13 protein-coding genes and 1 pseudogene are annotated in these 18,219 nt (G+C 40.8%); 9 read left to right on the top strand and 5 right to left on the bottom strand.

Going from position 1 to position 18,219, the window contains the following annotated elements; translation table 11 throughout:
• Nucleotides 1–187: 187 nt before the first annotated feature.
• The 3 genes from glmS (at nucleotide 188) to DMB88_RS26065 (ending at nucleotide 5,007) form a co-directional block, all read left to right on the top strand.
• Nucleotides 188–2,020, top strand: a complete 1,833-nt coding sequence (gene glmS / locus DMB88_RS26075) for a glutamine--fructose-6-phosphate transaminase (isomerizing) (RefSeq protein WP_128103654.1) — start codon at nucleotides 188–190, stop codon at nucleotides 2,018–2,020.
• 328 nt (nucleotides 2,021–2,348) lie between these two features.
• Entirely contained in the window at nucleotides 2,349–4,148 is a 1,800-nt protein-coding gene (locus DMB88_RS26070) for an AAA family ATPase (RefSeq protein WP_128103653.1), read from the top strand.
• Nucleotides 4,135–5,007: a DNA adenine methylase gene (locus DMB88_RS26065; protein ID WP_128103652.1), complete on the top strand. Its 873-nt coding sequence runs from the start codon at nucleotides 4,135–4,137 to the stop codon at nucleotides 5,005–5,007. The genes DMB88_RS26070 and DMB88_RS26065 overlap by 14 nt, the downstream gene beginning before the upstream one ends.
• A gap of 1,268 nt (nucleotides 5,008–6,275) precedes the next feature.
• Here DMB88_RS26065 and DMB88_RS26060 read toward each other — a convergent pair.
• Nucleotides 6,276–6,926 carry a nitroreductase family protein gene (locus tag DMB88_RS26060; RefSeq protein ID WP_128103651.1) on the bottom strand — a complete coding sequence of 217 codons (651 nt, stop codon included), beginning with the start codon at nucleotides 6,924–6,926 and terminating at the stop codon, nucleotides 6,276–6,278.
• 105 nt (nucleotides 6,927–7,031) lie between these two features.
• Between DMB88_RS26060 and DMB88_RS26055 the strand changes: the two genes are divergently transcribed.
• Complete coding sequence (locus DMB88_RS26055; RefSeq protein ID WP_128103650.1) at nucleotides 7,032–7,412, top strand: helix-turn-helix domain-containing protein; 381 nt, start codon at nucleotides 7,032–7,034, stop codon at nucleotides 7,410–7,412.
• A gap of 17 nt (nucleotides 7,413–7,429) precedes the next feature.
• Here DMB88_RS26055 and DMB88_RS26050 read toward each other — a convergent pair whose 3' ends face one another.
• Both DMB88_RS26050 and DMB88_RS26045 read right to left on the bottom strand, forming a co-directional pair.
• Nucleotides 7,430–7,936 (bottom strand): hypothetical protein, encoded by a 507-nt coding sequence (locus DMB88_RS26050; protein ID WP_128103649.1) that lies wholly within the window; start codon nucleotides 7,934–7,936, stop codon nucleotides 7,430–7,432.
• A 282-nt stretch (nucleotides 7,937–8,218) separates the two neighbouring features.
• Complete coding sequence (locus tag DMB88_RS26045) at nucleotides 8,219–9,418, bottom strand: glycosyl hydrolase family 28-related protein (RefSeq protein WP_128103648.1); 1,200 nt, start codon at nucleotides 9,416–9,418, stop codon at nucleotides 8,219–8,221.
• Nucleotides 9,419–9,720: 302 nt separating this feature from the next.
• Here DMB88_RS26045 and DMB88_RS32230 point away from each other — a divergent pair, with 302 nt between their 5' ends.
• The 5 genes and pseudogenes from DMB88_RS32230 to DMB88_RS26025 all read left to right on the top strand — a co-directional run bounded on the left by DMB88_RS32230 (nucleotide 9,721) and on the right by DMB88_RS26025 (nucleotide 14,924).
• Nucleotides 9,721–10,206 carry a PAS domain S-box protein gene (locus DMB88_RS32230; RefSeq protein WP_254438355.1) on the top strand — a complete coding sequence of 162 codons (486 nt, stop codon included), beginning with the start codon at nucleotides 9,721–9,723 and terminating at the stop codon, nucleotides 10,204–10,206.
• A gap of 88 nt (nucleotides 10,207–10,294) precedes the next feature.
• A pseudogene (locus tag DMB88_RS32225) lies at nucleotides 10,295–10,638 on the top strand (methyl-accepting chemotaxis protein).
• A gap of 234 nt (nucleotides 10,639–10,872) precedes the next feature.
• Nucleotides 10,873–12,585 carry a spore germination protein gene (locus DMB88_RS26035; RefSeq protein ID WP_128104621.1) on the top strand — a complete coding sequence of 571 codons (1,713 nt, stop codon included), beginning with the start codon at nucleotides 10,873–10,875 and terminating at the stop codon, nucleotides 12,583–12,585.
• Between the two features lie 33 nt (nucleotides 12,586–12,618).
• A complete protein-coding gene (locus tag DMB88_RS26030; protein WP_285859221.1) occupies nucleotides 12,619–13,725 on the top strand; it encodes a GerAB/ArcD/ProY family transporter in 1,107 nt (368 codons plus the stop codon).
• Nucleotides 13,722–14,924 carry a Ger(x)C family spore germination protein gene (locus DMB88_RS26025; protein ID WP_128103647.1) on the top strand — a complete coding sequence of 401 codons (1,203 nt, stop codon included), beginning with the start codon at nucleotides 13,722–13,724 and terminating at the stop codon, nucleotides 14,922–14,924. The genes DMB88_RS26030 and DMB88_RS26025 overlap by 4 nt, the downstream gene beginning before the upstream one ends.
• Before the next feature lie 85 nt (nucleotides 14,925–15,009).
• Here the strand turns inward: DMB88_RS26025 and DMB88_RS26020 are convergent, their stop codons facing one another.
• Both DMB88_RS26020 and DMB88_RS26015 read right to left on the bottom strand, forming a co-directional pair.
• Nucleotides 15,010–17,412 (bottom strand): ABC transporter permease, encoded by a 2,403-nt coding sequence (locus tag DMB88_RS26020; protein WP_128103646.1) that lies wholly within the window; start codon nucleotides 17,410–17,412, stop codon nucleotides 15,010–15,012.
• Between the two features lie 4 nt (nucleotides 17,413–17,416).
• Complete coding sequence (locus DMB88_RS26015) at nucleotides 17,417–18,175, bottom strand: ABC transporter ATP-binding protein (protein ID WP_174715317.1); 759 nt, start codon at nucleotides 18,173–18,175, stop codon at nucleotides 17,417–17,419.
• Nucleotides 18,176–18,219: the final 44 nt, after the last annotated feature.

Genomic DNA, 18,219 nt, shown 5'->3' with positions numbered 1-18,219 from the left:
GCAGTTATAACATTCATAACAGCTTATGATGACAGCGGAGCGGCAAGAGGCTGCTCTGATCATTGATAATTGAATAAGTAGCGAGTATTCATGAACCGTTAGGCAATCATTCATTTTTCCGCTATGCCGCGCCGAGGCGTCTTTCTTCGTGACACAGTATTCATATACAATCGGAGGAACTTAAATTATGTGCGGTATTGTTGGATATATTGGTAATAAGAACACTCAATCGGTATTGGTCGAAGGTCTGAAGAAGCTCGAGTATCGTGGTTATGACTCTGCGGGTATTGCTGTATTTACACCTGAAGGTCTGCAAATCACCAAAGCGCTTGGACGTCTTGCAAATCTTGAGGCTAAGCTGGATGGTGCACCACTGGTAGGTAATGCCGGAATCGGACACACACGTTGGGCGACTCATGGTAAACCATCGGATGAGAACTCCCATCCACACACGGATGTAAGTCAGAAGTTCTCTGTTGTGCATAACGGTATTATTGAGAACTACTTGGAGCTGAAGGACGAATTGATGGCTCAAGGCCAAACGTTCACTTCTGAGACAGATACTGAAGTTATCTCTCACCTTATTGCACGTGAATACAATGGTGATATCGTTAAAACAGTGCAAAAGGTGATCACGTTGTTGCGTGGCGCATTCGCACTGGGTGTTTTGACAGAGCATGAGCCTGAGAAACTCGTAGCTGTACGTCAAGCTAGTCCATTGATTATTGGTATTGGTGAAGGCGAGAACTTCATTGGTTCCGATATCCCGGCAATTCTGGAACATACACGTGACGTGTACATTCTGAATGATGGTGAAATGGCTGTTCTGACACATGATGCTGTCGAATTGATGACGATTGAAGGTAACTTTATTTCTCGGGAAATGATTCGTGTCGATTGGGATGCTGTAACCGCAGAAAAAGGCGGATTCGAGCACTTCATGCTGAAAGAAATTCATGAGCAACCAAAAGCATACCGTGATACAATGCTGGGTCGCATTGACACAGACGGCAAAAAAGTTCAACTTCCTGAGCTGAGCATGACGGAAGAGCAAATTAAAAATATCCGTAACATTCAGATCATTGCTTGTGGTACTGCATACCACGCAGGTCTGGTTGGACGTACAATCATTGAACAACTGGTACGCATTCCGGTAGAAACAGATGTTGCTTCCGAGTACCGTTATCGTTCACCAATCGTGAACAAAGATACACTGGTCATCGTTGTGAGCCAATCTGGTGAAACTGCGGATACACTGGCTGCACTTCGTGAAGCACAGTCCAATGGTGCACACGTGTTGGCCGTAACAAACGTTGTGGGCAGCTCCATCGCTCGTGATGCCAATGATGTTATTGCAACATTGGCAGGACCGGAAATCGCGGTTGCTTCCACAAAAGCATACACATCACAACTGATCGCGTTCAACCTGCTTGGTCTGTATCTGGCACAAGTACGTGGTACACAAACTGCAGAAGAAATCGAGCACATGCTTGCTGCAATGCAAGCTCTGCCTGAGCAAGTAGAATCCATGTTGGAGCAAGCTGATGCAATCAAAGGATATGCAGAGCAAATCTCGAAACATCAACATCTCTTCTTCATCGGCCGTGGTCTGGACTACGCTGTAGCACAAGAAGGTTCGTTGAAGCTGAAAGAGATCTCCTACATCCACTCCGAAGCTTATGCTGCGGGTGAGTTGAAGCATGGTACGCTCGCATTGATCGAGGACGGAATCCCTGTTATTGCCCTGGCAACACAGGAGAACGTGCTTGAGAAAACAGTGAGCAACATCAAGGAAGTTAAAGCGCGTGGCGCAGATGTACTGGCAATTACGTATGAAGAGCATGTAGCAAGCTTGCTGAAATCCGTGGATCAAGCGTTTGCTATTCCTAAGACGTTGCCATTGCTGAGCCCAGCTCTGTCCGTTGTAGCTCTGCAATTGCTTGCATACTACGCATCTCTTGCACTGGGACACGATGTGGATAAACCACGTAACTTGGCGAAGAGTGTAACGGTTGAGTAATTCGTAGACGTAAAATCTGAGGAGAGTATAATCAAATTTATGTTGAGCAGAACTAGGATAAATTCCCTGAGATCTGCTCAACTTTTCTGTGTTTATTTATCGTTAATTAAATTGAATTTTTAAGAAGTTATTGTTATAGTAACTTAAATGCGATTCTATTTTAAAATCAATATTTGGAGCTAGCCTTTATATAGTAGGATGTAGAGATTCAGTGAAAATGAGTGTTGTCTTTAAAGCTGGATTTACCTCGTGGAAGGCTAAACTTTCAGAAATCCTGATTTAGTATTCATTGAAATAACGCTACAAAAAGCGTATTAGAGGAGAAGATATGAGTAGAAAATTAGATATAAAAAGTTATCGAAAACTAATTGATATTTCTTTAGAATTAAGTCCTAATTTGAATTTGGTCTCTGGAACTAATGGAACTTGTAAGAGTTCAATCTTATACTTGCTTTCCAACTCGTATAAGCAAAGAAATGCTTCTAACACTTCTGGGAACTTAAAAAATTGTATTAATACTATTAATAGTATTAATAGTATTATGAATCCAAAAATAGAAACATTGAGTCGAGGAGATAAACAATTTAATGACCCTACTAACGGGAAAAAAGGTTCAATTTTAGAAGTTACATATTTTGATAATAGTAAGTTGGAATTCAGAAAACACAATTCTCCAAAAAATTCAAGATATTCAATAAAACCAAACTATGCTCGTGGAAAAAACGAATCTCTTCCAGAAATGCCAGTAATATATTTAGGTTTATCCCGTTTATTATCATATGGGGAGTATCAAGAACTTCACTTGGAAAAAATAAGTGAAAAATTAAGCAAAAGTTTAGAACTAGATAATCAGACATTAACTAAAATAAAAAACATATTAAAAAGGGAATTAAAAGATAGTTATATTAGCCAAATAAAAAGTTCATTACCATTAGAATACATTAACACAATTAACCAAATCTACTCGTCTTTTACGAATATAGATGTAACTCATGAATCCTACAGTAATATTGGTATGAAAAAAAGGGCTGAGTTTAAAACTAGCATAGATGGTATTGATTCAAATACTATTTCAGCCGGAGAGGATAATTTATACATTATCATTACGGCGTTAGTATCGCTTAAATATTATTATGATGAATTACAGAAGGAGGTTGGAGTAGATGAAAACCATCATATTAGTAGTTTATTGTTGATAGACGAAATAGATGCAACTCTACATCCATCATACCAATTGAAGTTATACAATCTATTAAAAACATATTCAGAAGATTATTCGATCCAGATTGTGTTCACAACACATAGTTTTTCACTTATTGAACACGGAATAAACAAAAAAGCTAATGTTCTTTACCTTTTAAATGAACAAAACAAAGTTAGTGTATGTGAAGAAATAGATATGTTTACTATAAGAATGTACCTAGAACAAGTTACATCTTCTGAATTAAGGGAAAGCAATAAGATACCTATATTTACGGAAGACGCCGAAGCTAGAAAACTTCTTAATGATATTTTTATGGTTCTCGGAGATTGGGATCCTCAAATTCTTAAGGTAAGGGAAGTATTCCATTTTGTCGATTCTAATGTTGGATCTAGTAATTTACAAAGTATTTTCCGTGATGAAATACTTACTAATAATATTATTAAAGCAATTTGTGTTCTAGATGGGGATGCTAAAAATCAACTAGAATCTAATATTATTACTTTGCCTGGTAAAACAAATCCTGAACAACTGATATTTGATTATTTAAATATTCTTATTGAGAGTGAAGATTATGCTGAGTTCTGGAGCAATAAAAAGCCACATGTTCGTGATGGTTATTCATATGATAAAGCTAAAGAAATAAGAGCAGAAATAGAAGCTATTTCAGTTTATTTAGAAAAGTTACCTTCAAAAAAGGGCAAAAGAAGGGAAAAAAATAAAGAGTTATATCGTAAATATGATTCCTTTTTTTCTGTTGTTTTTATAGAGTGGCTAAAGGATAAAAGAAATCAGACTGAAGTTCAGTTCTTTTATAATAATTTGTTTTCTATGTTCAAGAAAACAAGAGTTGCTTACAGTATCCCAGCATCTGTATGGAAGAATAAAAAAAAATTGTTTGAGAGTGTTGAATATGCCAATAACTGATAGCCCATTAAGGTATCCTGGAGGAAAATCTCAATTAACAAAATTTGTAAAGAATTTAATATCGATAAATGGCTTAGTAGATCTAACGTATATTGAACCATTCTCTGGAGGTTCCGGAATCTCTATTAACTTGATATTAAATGATGTAGTTAAACGTATTATTATCAATGATATTGATCCATCTATTCATGCTTTTTGGTATTCAATTTTGAACATGAATGATGAATTCATTGAAAAAATACTTGAGACCCCTGTCACTATCGAAAGTTGGCATGCTCAGAAGCAAATACTTGAAAAATATAAGAATGATCCACATTCATTAGCTAATGGTTTCGCTACATTTTATCTTAATAGAACCAACAGAAGCGGTATTATATCAGGTGGTGTAATAGGCGGTTTAAAACAGAATGGTAAATATAAAATTGATTGTAGATTCAATAAAAAATCACTAATTGAAAAGATAGAAAAAATAGGAAGGAAAAAATCTCAAATAATTCTTTATAATCTCGATGCGAAAGTTATGACTAGAGAAATAATAAGGAATTTAAATCCTAAAAATTCGTTTATATTTTTTGATCCACCTTACTATGTTCAAGGTAAAAATCTATACACTAATTCGTTTGAACATGAGGATCATATTTTACTTAGAGATGCTATCATAAATTTAAATGATTATTACTGGATTACAACATATGATTATCAAAAACAACTTATTGATCTTTACTCAAGTGTTCCTAATTATCAGTACTATATAACTTATTCAGCGCAGAATAAAAGGAAAGAAAAGGAACTGTTGTTTTGTAGTCAGCATACAAAAATAGAATCTTTTGAGAAAGTTGTTGTGGATGTATTAGAATAATTCTATATCTTAGGATTGTCTATATGCTAAAAAAATGTCATAATCGAACTGCAATTGGTGGAATATATTACTTTTCTCTGGGACTGGGTTACGTTATAAATAAACCATAATTATCATTTGTCTGTTACTCAAAAATTATTTGTTGTAAAAAAAGTGATAAAAAAATGCTTGAATGAGTTCACTCATTCGAGCTTTTTTGTGATGAGCCGGACATAGGTCATAATTGGAGGAGAGAGAGTACGCTACAGACTTGACAGAATCTAGTGTTAGACAAGGGCAGACTTTCGGTCGTGAGGTGGGATTTAAAGAAGCCAGAGGGAAACCTAGCTGCGAACAAAAATCACATATAAGAAATAATTAGTGGAATACATCTACATAAAAACAAAATCTAATTCGGTTTCAATTCGTATAGATATGCCAGATGGATGGGAAAGATATATCTATTATACGGGGAGATCTAACTGAAGTTAGATAGGAAAATAAATTTTGAAAGATGAAGTAATGCTTGTGTTTAGAAGTCAGTAGAGGTCAGAGGATGGAACAATCACTTTGTCTCAAGTACAGATCTAAAAGAGCATCAATGTGATGAAAGCATACTACCAAAAGGAATAGCTCAAAAGATCGCGTGGAAGTAGGAGCGCAAAAGTATGGATACTCACGAAGGTAGAGAAAGAGACAGTGCATAGGCTAGCTGATGTCATCCATACTGAACAGAGAAAATCTGAACTGGGTTTATTAGCGAAACGGTGCTTATCGTTGTTAAGCCAAGTCTAGTAAAGCGTAAGGCGATTCCCAAAACAGTTGGAAGTGGCATTTGAAATAGGGCATTTCGACCGTCTATTGGGTGATACAGCAGTGAATGCGATTTTCTTTCCTTGTAGAGGTGCTTACATTAAATAGTACGGATTATGGTGTGAAAGGTAGCTACTTAATTTATGGTCAGTTTCCTACTCGTTTGAGAAGAAGGGGCTGTCCCAAGTCAGTATTACTTCTAAGAACAGCCCTTAATTATGAATTCCATGAATTGATGTAATTATTAAAAGTTATAAAAAAAGGTAAAATACGAAAAGTAGTTTTGTATTAATCATATGATTAATTATTTATTACTTCTATGAGCAATGAGGCTAGGTTGTCTTTTTTGTCTTTTTTGTCTTTATAAGTGAAAGTAAATTAGTAACTCGGTATGAAGAGTGTAGGTCTAATCAAGAGAAGGATGAATCAAGACTAGCCTTGATCAAGAGCTCCTTTTAATCAAAAGTAATCTTGATTCAAGCCCAAGTTGTAATCGTATCAACGGGGAGACGATAGGAAGGATAACCTGCTTTGGCTGCTTTACCGATGGAGATCAGCATGACAGGCTGAAATCTGGCTTTGTCTAGGCCGAAGACTTCGGCGATCTGATCTTTATCATAACCAGCCATAGGGTTGGTGTCGTAACCGTGAGCACGGGCAATAAGCATGAGCTGCATGGCTATGAGTCCAGAGTCAATCAGGTTGATATCACGCAGAGCAGATGTGCTCAGGCTATCATAATACGGTTTTGCCTGCCCCATCTGCATCTCCTTGATCTCTTGCGGCATATAACCAAGCTCCACAGATTTACTGAAAATTTCTTCCATGTATTCGGTGTTGTGGGCATCATAGAATACGGCAATAAGGGCCGAAGAGGTTAGTGCCTGCGTCTGGTTAAACGAGGCTAGAGGTGCCATTTTCTGTTTCCCTTCAGCACTGTCGATGACAAGGAAACGCCATGGCTGCATGTTAATGGCGGATGGAGCGCGGGAAGCCTTCGACAAGATTTCCGTCATTTCTTCGCGGCTAATTTTTACTTCGGGATCGTATTCTTTCACTGAACGACGTTCTAGGACGATCGAATTAAAATCATTTGTTTTGCTAAAGTGGTCAGTCGTTGTATTCATGTAGGTTTCTCTCCTCTATACGCATAATAGTGAGGTGGTTACTTTGTAATTATCTCACTATGAGGAGTCTAAACTATGAAGTATACTTTATAGCAAGCAAAAGAAATGAAGGTGACTCAAGTGAAAATTAATGAAGTTTCTAAAATAATAAACCTCCCCATATCAACGATCCGTTACTATGAGAAGGTTGGGATTATTACCGATGAGTATGTGCTGAGAGACCAGAACAATTATCGGATATACACGCCAGGCATCATTCAGCACTTGGAAGTGGTTAAGCAATGCTTGGCCGTTGGCTTTACAATTCAGGATATAGAGTCCATGATCTCGAAGAACGGTTTCTCCGAAAACGAACAAAGTGTTATCATTCAGGGGAAAATATCTGAAATCGAAGAGGCTCAGCAAAAATTAGAACATGCGAAACAAAGTCTTAACGATATTCTTAGATCAAACATTACGTGTGAGGATGGTTTTGGGAAACACTAACGATAGGCATGTATGAGTCATTGACTAAGTTCCGCAGAGACTTTCCAATCGGGTTCATCGGCTTGAACAAGCCATTTGCCGTCCACTTTCATCATCGTGAGCAGTCCTTTACTCGGAACCCGTTTAACCTCGTTTCCATCCTGATCAAGCAATACAAAGTCTAATGTATAATGTAGGTCATACGTATCTTCAGTTGGTTGATTAAGCGGTTCGAACGCAATATTTTCAGGCTCTAGGGATAACTGTTGCTTTTGTACAATGTTAAAGGGCATCGTTGTGTAACGGTTAAGCTCAGCCTTGGCATAATACTCTTCTGTGAGGTACGGCTTAATTAACTTGTTTCGTTCAATTACAGACTGCTCTGAGAAAATATCCTCATGATATGAAACGGTGTACTCCACATTTTTGTAGGCTTCGCCGGCTTGAATTGCCTGGTTCACCTCTTTAGAATTGTCGCATCCCGTAACTACGGTAAGCAGTACGATAAGCATCGCCAATAAAGCCCTTTTTAATTGGAGTATCATTATAATCTCCCCTCTCATGTATGTATAGTTTAATTTTACCATATTTGATACTTATATTATTGTTATTGATGAATTCACCAAATGAAACAATAAAAAAATCCCCTGCTTCCATAAAGGTAGCAGAGGGGATTTTGACATAAGTTACTTGTTGTTCAGGCTATTCGCTACTCACATCAGTATCTGATGCATATTCTAATATTTCTGTATTACTCTTTGGTTAATATTCTGCTATTTTGCTCTCTGTTTACTATAATACTCTCTAAATTACGTCTGTTCCTTAGCTTAGCGATTACGGTTACCTGTATTTACGTTGCCATTTCCACCTTCAATACTGATGGACTTGCCTGAAGTATCGGTAATATTGTTCTTAATTTCATTCGAGCTAGAGTTGGTAAGACGGATACCGGTAATGGAGAAACCGGAATGGGTTGTCATCTCATTACCAATCACTTTATTCTGGTTGGAGCCATCTAGACGAATAACAGCATCTGGTTTAAGCGAAGTATTCGTTTGAATAAATTCATTGTCTGTAAAGGTATTGCCACTTGCTTGCACCAGCAGACCTTGAAGAGAAGCATTTTTGATCGTATTGCCGTAAACATGATTTCCGGTTGCTCCTGTCAGTACAAAGATACCCCGCGGATAGTTCTCAATCACATTGTTTGTAATGGTGTTGTTGGCACCGTCATTAGGGATACGAATACCAGCATAGCCGTCTGATTGGTGGGTACGGTTAATGATTTGATTGCCGGACACGGTGGTATAGGTCGCACGAGAAAGGTTAATTCCGCTGCCGCTGCCCGAATTCGTAATCTGATTATTTAAGATTTTGACGTTGCTAAACTCACCAGCAGGGAAGCTTTCGTGTCCTGTGGCAATGGCATGTCCATTGTTTCGGTCAAAGCGACTGTTGGTGATCTCGGAATCTTTCGTTCTACGTAGCAAGGCTCCAATGGTGGTATCCCGAATCTCAATCTGGTCAAGGATGAGGTGGGAGACAGGAACATCGATAATGATCCCACCTACCTGACTAGCACCGCGAGCTTCCCGATTTTCACGATCGGCATCAATCGTCAGATTAGATATCTTCACATTGATTCGATTGGATTGATTACGAAGAATTGGGTTACCGATGACATATTGGCTAGAAGAGCCTGTCTTTTTGAAAATGGTTTGTCCCATTCCATCACCGGTTAGACTAACACCAGCGTATAAACGAATAGATTCATCGACATAGTATGTACCTTTTGAAAAATAAACGGTTCCTTCCATTCCTCGATCATAGAAATACTTTAATGCATTTTGAATTTCCTTGGTTTGAGCGTTTTTTGAATTCGCTTTGACTCCCAAATCGGTTGCTTTAATCACATTGTCCGCTGCCTGAACTACTGGAGTCCCAACCGTAGCTCCTTGAACAACAAAGGCAGTAGAGACAAGAAGCAGCAGGCCAAGCCGAACTGTTCTCTTTAAACCCTTAAACATATACCTATTCCTCCTGACCAAAAAGTGAGATTTATCACAGAAATCCCCTTTTTTTATTGTCGGTTATTCTCCTACATTATTTAAGAGAATGTGCGAATTAAAGTATGGTACAAATCGAAATGCTATTGTATGATCAAGCCAATGATTATTTATGTTCGAATTAGTGATCCAAAAGTCCCGAATCCGGGTATCATTAATATAGTTATCTTGAATTAATAGAGATACATATTATATGAAGTGTTATTTAGCCTAGCCTGTTATTGCAAGAGGTTTCTATCATGGTTTAGAGTGGGGGATATGGCGTGTCTATAGTGGATGTAATGAAAAAAGATGTTGTGACAGATGACTTGGTTATCAAAGCGATGGAGAAAAGTTTGGCGATTATTCGATTCGATATGAAACGCAAGGTTACATATGTGAATGATGTATTTGCCACAACGATGGGCTATCAAAAAGAAGAGATGTACGGTATGCAGCATGAACAGTTTTGCTTTGATCACTTTGTGAACAGTGTGGAATATGAAGCATTCTGGAGCAGTATTTTCAGTGGAGTAAGCTTTCAGGATAAGGTAGAACGTAAGGATGCAAATGGCAATTCCGTGTGGCTTGAGGCTACGTATATGCCTGTTTATGATGAAAACAATCAAAAAATACTCGGTGTGTCAAAAATAGCGACCAACATCACCAACCGTCAAACGAATATATCTACAGTCGTAAATGAATTGAAAACGATGTCTCATGAGCTGAGCGAGCAAGCAGACGGGGAATTGGACGGAGTCGGGAATTAATGTCCAGTATTTCAATCATTTCAGAGGTGTCCGCTCATAATCGCACAACGTTGACTCATTTGCAGGAACAAGCTGGATCGATTCAAGGGTGGTACAGACGATCCGGGAAATTGCATCACAAACGCAGTTACTCGCTTTGAATGCTGCGATTGAAGCTGCACACGCGGGGAGTATGGGCGAGGATTCGATATTGTTGCCAAAGAAGTGAAAAAGCTATCCGGGATTGTAGAGAATTCGATTAATGAAATTCGTGATAGCGTTACCGGAATTACCAAAGAGATCGGAAATATCTCGGGCGGTACACAAAAGGTTGAGGAATACGTGGGACAGAGTAAAGAGCGGATAGAGATCGCTTTGAATGACTTCACGTCGATTGCCGCAGCTGCTCAGTTACTCGATGCCAAGGCGCAGCAAGTAACCAAAATCGTGTGATGAATTGCTGGCAGTTTCAGATTGCAGGTTGAATCATGCCATATCTTATATCTGGGGTTCCTATGAGCTACATAAATGAATTGCATAAATGTATATCCGTTTAAAGTTGGATGCGGTTCCTTAAGGGGAACCGTTTTTTTTGTTTACAAAAACGGGAATGTTTGTGTGGAAACGGGGAAACAATACTCTCGAATACCTGCAGCTAACGATGCAGAGAAATGTTGGGGTGAGAATATGTGGTCTACCATCGTTTCCTATGTGCCCAAATGGCCAGTATGGATTCAGGCCTTCTTGGTCATTATCATTCCCATTGGCATTACCTTGATCACACGATGGATCAATACTTCAATCAAGCGTGGTAGCTTCACCCGCTCCACCAAACCGTTGATATCCCCAAAGGACATCTCACCTGCCGCTGCGGGAGTAGGAAGCGGAACGGAGACAGGGCACTATGCCAATATTAAAATAACCGGTAACTATGATACGGATCTGATTAGTATTAAAGAAACCTTTGGTAAAAATGCAGATGTGCATCTTCGCGAGTTCACGATTAGAGGTACGAATACACGGGCTGCGGTCATGTTTACCGAAGGACTCACAGATATGAATTTAATGGATGAGTACCTTATTAAATCATTGATGTTCGAAGGTGTGCCTGAGCAGACTCAGGGGGAGTTCGTGCAAGATAATAACGCTGACTTCCTGACGTCGTATTTGAAGGAACAACTGCTTCCTGTAAGTCAGGTGCAGGAGACACAATCTCTTCAGGAGCTGTCCATTGCTGTGCTGTTAGGCAAGAATGCATTATTGGTGGATGGGTTACCTGGGGCCATGTTAATTGGCACAGCGAAGGGAAAAACGCGTGGTGTCGATGAACCTTTATCCGAAGGGCTACTTCGTGGCCCCCGGATCGGTTTCACAGAGGAGTTAAGTGATAATACAGGTATTTTGCGTCGCCATGGTAGTAATCAGAGTTTATTTATTGAAAAATTCGAAGTTGGCTCACGTGTCAAAAAAGATTTGGCGATTGCCTATATTCAGGATATTGCTGACCCTAAGCTTGTAGCTGAAGTGCAGAAGCGAATTCAAGAGATGGATATGGATGATATGCTCGAATCGGGTTATGTGGAGCAACTGATTGAAGATAGTACCCTTAGTCCGTTTCAACAGATTCTGAATACAGAAAGACCTGACCGGGTCATGGGCGCTTTGCTTGAGGGTCGGGTAGCTATTTTGCTGGATGGGACACCTTTTGTATTGGTTGTGCCTGTGACCTTTAGCATGCTGCTACAATCGCCTGAGGATTATTACGAACGGTGGATTCCGGGCACTTTTCTAAGAATGCTGCGTTTTATGTCTGCAATGCTTGCTTTGCTCGCTCCTGCTCTCTATATCTCTTTTATTTCATTCCATCCGGGGCTTATTCCAACCAAACTGGTATTGACGATAATTGAGACACGGACAGGGGTACCATTTCCTTCTCTAATTGAAGTATTGATTATGGAGCTCTCCATTGAGATTCTGAGGGAAGCAGGAATTCGTTTACCTAAGCCAATTGGACCTGCGATGGGAATCGTAGGAGGTCTAATTATTGGTCAAGCTGCAGTACAGGCCGGAATTATCAGTCAGTTCCTCGTCATTGTTGTAGCGGTTACGGCGATATCGTCCTTTACGATTCCTGTGTATAGTGCAGGGTTAACACTACGTATTCTAAGGTTTGTGGCGATGTTTAGTGCAGCGGTACTCGGATTATTCGGGGTGGTTATGTTCTTTTTGCTTGTGTGTACACATCTGTCACGACTCTCAAGTTTCGGGGTACCTTATGTTGCGCCAGCCGTCCCGTATCACCTGGGTGAATGGAAGGATTTCTTCATCCGTGCTCCGTTAAATATGATGAGAAAACGTCCGATTATGACTAATCCTATAGACGAGGATCGTAAAAAATAGGTTCATTTACAAAAGGGCTGGAGGTGAATTGCATTGAATGGAGAAAGCCCTCTAGGCAAAATTACGACGACACAGGCCGTTGTAATTATTGTCAATTACATGCTGGGTGCCGGGATCTTAACGTTACCTCGAACAACCAGTAAAGCGGTCGGAACACCAGATGTCTGGATTTCCATTATTTTGGCTGGGCTGATCGTTACAGGCATTGGCATTATTCTGGTCACTTTGTGTCGTCGCTTTCCAGGGAAAACCGTTTTCCAGTTCACCCGCGAGATCACGGGGAGCTGGATTGCTTACATATTGGGCTGTGCCATGATTGTGTATTTCACGGTTATCGCTGCATTCGAAATTAGAGTTATGGCGGATGTAACGGGAATGTATCTGCTTGAGCGTACGCCGACTTGGGCGATCGTAATGGTTTTTATGTGGGTAGGCATCTATCTGATTACTGGTGGACTTGCCGTTATTGTGCGTGTGTTTGAGATTATATTGCCAATTACGCTGATTATTTTTGTGATGGAAATTCTGCTTAGTAATCAGTTGTTCGAGATTGGCAATCTACGCCCTGTACTCGGAGATGGGATTATGCCAGTGCTTAAAGGGTTGAAGCCTTCTTTGCTATCGTATACCGGCTACGAGGTGATGCTGGTCATAACGGCATATATGCATAATCCGAAAAAAAGCAATAAGGCAATGACCTGGGGATTGATGACTTCTACCATTGTTTACTTAATCACCGTTGTTATGGTTGTGGGTAGTCTGTCTCTGGATGGTATTAAGACGAGAACATGGCCAACACTGGATTTGGTGAGAAGCTTCGAGATCCAAGGTCTAATTTTTGAGCGTTTCGAATCCTTATTGCTCGTGATCTGGATTATGCAAATTTTCTCGACAACAGTTATTACTCATTACTGCGCTTCGGTGGGGATACGTGATTTATTTCGTGCGAAGAAGATGCCAGTTATTATGTATGCACTGCTTCCATTTATCTATATCACAGCATTGATGCCCAAAAATGTGGATCAGACCTTTGCATTAGGGGATATGCTGGGCAATGCATCTGTATTCTTGTTTGCTATCTTACCTCTGGTGCTGCTGGTATTAAGTCTGATTCGCAAAAAAGGAGGCAAACATGCATGATTCGATTCCGTATGTTTGTACGTACAATAACTAGCTTATGCATTCTGTTATTGGTATCTGGTTGTTGGAGCAGTAGAGAAATTGAGGAGCTAAGTCTATATGTGGGTCTAGGCATTGATGTCGCCCAAGAGACAGAGTTTGAAAAGAACGTCGCAGCTCAAGGGGGCGATTATGCTAAGGAGAAAGTTGTCACTGCAACGGTTCAGATCGCCCCCGGGTATGCGAGTGGTCAAAAAAGTGGACAATCGGGCTCTCCCGCTGCGGGTAAAACTTCGTATTCCAATGAACAGCTAACAGGGGATTCGATGTTGCAGATCTTTCGTCAGTTTGCATTACGGCGAGATCGTCCGCTCATCGGACATCATCTGAAGGTCATTGTCATATCGAAGGACATTGCCAAAAAGTATGGCCTGGACCAACTGCTTGATTTTGTACTGCGGGATAATGATATTCGCCCTAATTGCCTGGTATTAATTAGCCATCGACGTGCTGTTGATGTGCTTACGTCAGATGATCCCACACGAATTCCAGCTTTTTACCTCACGGGCATCAGTAATAACTCGTACTTGTCCAATAAAATTATGGAGCCTGTTCCGTTAACCAAGTTAGATGCTCAGATGCAATCGGGTTCTAGCTTTCTGTTACAGAATGTACTTAGTTTTAAAGGCGAGGACAAATTCTCTGGAGCTAGCATTTTTAAGGGAGATACAACGAAGTTCATTGGTGAGCTGAACCAAACAGATCTGGAGGGATTATCGTGGCTCATGGCCAAAGAACGCGGTGGTGTGGTCAAGACATACAACAAACAAGGTTTCACTGTGTTATATGAAATCAAGAAGAAAAAAACCAAAATCACACCTAAAGTAGTTGGTAACGAAATTTCATTTGACGTAAAGGCAGAATCCGAAGGTTGGCTGATGGAGGATTGGCGTGCACCTGAAGAAGAAGAGAAGGGAGCCTACCTTAGAGAGTTAGAACAAAATTTCACGGATATGGCGGAACAACAAATTGGTCAGGTGCTCCACAAACTTCAACATACCTACAAAGTAGATGTTGCCGATTTCCGGGATAGTTTACGGATCAAATATCCGAAAGTGTGGAAGAAGGTCAAGGATGACTGGGATGAAATCTTCAGTACCGTGCCGATTACGTATAAGGTGAAGATCAATATTACGAGTCCTGGTTCTTCAACAGAGTAGATCATACGAAGAAGCCCTTTCGTTCCTTTTAAGGAGACGAGAGGGCTTCTTCTGTTTTTGTTCCGTTCTTTTATCTCTTCTCTTCTTATTCGATAACCAGATTGCGCGGAGAGGAATGACGGATAACTCGGGAAGATACCCAAGAACCATATGCTGCAGCAAGTGCGGTCAGGCAGGCGAATAATAGGATTCCAGCCCAGTTCAGAATAAGGGGAAGCTCTACGATTCCGTATCCAGAAAGGACAAGCTCCAGAAGGACTGGTAGCACATATATGCCTATGACAATGCCTAATAAAGCACCAATGAACGACAACACCACAATGCCCATCGCAATCGACCAGCGGATTTGGTTTGACGTCAAGCCAATGGATTTGTAAATACCATACGTTCTGCTTTCCTTGCGAATGCTGATCCGGCAGGTACTAAAGATAATGATAAACGTAACCAGAATAAACAGCAGTCCGATCAGAGCCATCGGATAGACCAGAATGCCAGCGGCTTCAGCATATACTGAATCAAGCAGCGTTTTCTGGGTCACAACAGAAGTAGAATCCTTGAATTGCTCGTTCAACTCATGCACAACAGGTTCTACCTGAACCGAATCATTCACATTAATAAAAGCAACATCCACATCATTGTAGTTGGAGTTCACGCTATGCATCGCATCCATAGTAATTCGTCCGGAGACGGACATGTTGGCAATGGCTTGATAGATACCTGTGATCACAAAAGTGCGCTTCTGTCCTTCAATGTTGAGTTCAATGAGATCACCGAGATCCTTATGATACGTTCTGGCTATGTTTATCCCAATCGAAATTTCATTCTCCAGCCGTGGATTAGCTCCTCTTAGATTTTCAAACCCAAGCTCATCATAGCTCCCGTCCAAGACACTTAGAAACAGACTCGTGGATTGACTTTGCGTATCGACTAAAGTGTCAGGATGGATGACGCCGGAGGTATTGCCTTGCCAGCCCACATTCTGAATGCGGGGATCTTGTTCTAAGACTTGTTCTAGTTGTTCTCTGGAAAAGCTACCCTTATTGACCACGACGGCTGCGATGTTGGCATTATCATAACCCCATTTAGCGGCTGTCTGATATATTCCGCTGACACTCGTCACAACGACATAACCAAGAACGAGTACAGCTGATGCCATCATCGTGAGCAGCAGGATAAGAGCAGAGCTACGGATATTCTTCATCAGGTTGCGAAAGGCAATAACGACCGATACAGGGTATCGTGAGAACCCAATCGAATTAAAGAACGGTGTATTCATTCGATGAGCAGTACGGATATGATCGGCTTCAGACATTCCATAACGAATGGCCTGCACAGGTTCGATATGACGTGCTTTGTTGGCGTACAGGATAACGAACAAGATGACCATAGCGAAGAGCAAGGCTCCTACAAGCAGTGCTGCGCCAATTCCCTGCATTGGAATATCACCACTATCAGCTCTGAGCGAGGATACAGAGATGCTGATTAACGGTTTGGATATCCATATACTTAACATAAGCCCAGGAAGAATGGCGACTAGCGATAACATAGCGTACTGTATAACATATGTGCCAATCATCTTATGGGAAGTCAAGCCTAGTGATTTGAGGATCCCTATCGTTCTATAGTTAGCCAAGATTGCATCGGAAATGGTGAACCCAATCGTAACGAGAGCGATGACTAGCATCACTACGCCGAGGAAGATCATAATGAACCCGATAATCTGATTAATAATTAGATAGAAGGAGGATATGCTCTCAAATTCCATCTTGTTCTCCAGAAAAGGGACATCATGTTCAAGATTATACTTCTCCCAATACTGTGAATTCGTACTGTAATAGTCAAAATGAATGCCGAACATATAATTGTCATTTCCTGCGAGTGTCTGAACATCATGTTGATAATCCGTTGGATTCATCCAGACCCGTGCAGTATTGGTAAATGGGGCACCGTAAGGAACATCTACGACAATATCGGAAACCGTCAGATTGAGGTTAGTGGAGCCTGCTCTGAAGCTTATCGTATCGCCAATGGCGATATGGTATGAGTTCGCCATGGAGGTAGGGATCCAGACCGAACCTTGTTCAGGCAAAGTTGGTTGCAATCCGCTGGCAAAAACGAGTTGATCCACATCCCATGGGGGAGCAGGCGTATCTATCATGTAAAGATAGAGATTTGGAATATCCAGTCCGTCAAACGTAATCCCTGACAGTGTCCTGTATTTTAGTAAAGGGGAGACATCAACGTGTTCTTGTGCTTGCCACCAACGATACACAGCCTCAGGGTCATTCAGGTTTTTCTCAAAGCTAAGAATCTGGTGGGAGCCATGGGTACGATCATGCATTTCTTTGAATAAATTGCCGGTATTCGCCAGAATAATGACGGCTGTTGCTACAAGTAGTGTGGATAAGAGAATGAGAAGCGTGCTAAATCCATTTTGCGTTTTGTTTTGTCTGAGGTAAGAAAGGCTCAATCGCCACATGATCGCCATAGTCTTATTCCTTCCTCGACACAAAATTGAAGATCATCGATTCACGATCGTGGATCTGCTCTTCGTCATATTTGCTGAATTCAAGAATACCTGCTACCTTACCATCTCGGATAAAAATAAGGCGGTCTGCACGACATGCAGCCTTGATATCATGAGTGACCATAACGACCGATTGTCCCTTGCGGTTGATATCGGTCAAGATATCAAGGACAGCCTGGCCGTGCTCATAGCTCAAACTACCTGTAGGTTCATCAGCAAATAACATATCTGGTGAGTTAATTAGTGCGCGTGCAATGGCTGCTCGTTGTTGCTGTCCACCGGAAGTTTCAGAGGGAAGGCGATGATGCTGTTCATTGATATCCATGGCTGTCATCAATTGACTAGCTCTGGCGGCGACCTCACTCCTCTTGGAACCGGCGATATAGCCAGGTAATGCAATATTTTGTTGAATGGAGAGGTCTGGGACAAGGTTGATACTTTGATAGATGTAACCGATTCGGCGGGTGCGGAATTCAGACATTTCCCGTTCCGTATAAGCGTCAATGCGTTGATCCCGGAAATAAACTTCGCCTGCGGTTACCTGATCTAAGCCGCTTAACAGGTACAATAGGGTAGATTTGCCTGAACCCGAGTTGCCCATGATTACGGTAAAATCACCTTCGTATATATCCAGATCAACATTACGTATCGCATGATACTGCTCGCTACCCGTATTGTAGGTTTTACATAAGTTTTGAGCGCGTATAATGGCTGACTTGACCAAGAAGATCACTCCCTATGATTCATATTAGTGTCAATTCTAAGGGA

This window comes from Paenibacillus sp. DCT19, assembly GCF_003268635.1.
Lineage (GTDB): Bacteria > Bacillota > Bacilli > Paenibacillales > Paenibacillaceae > Paenibacillus.
This window is presented reverse-complemented; position numbering and strand designations above follow the sequence as displayed.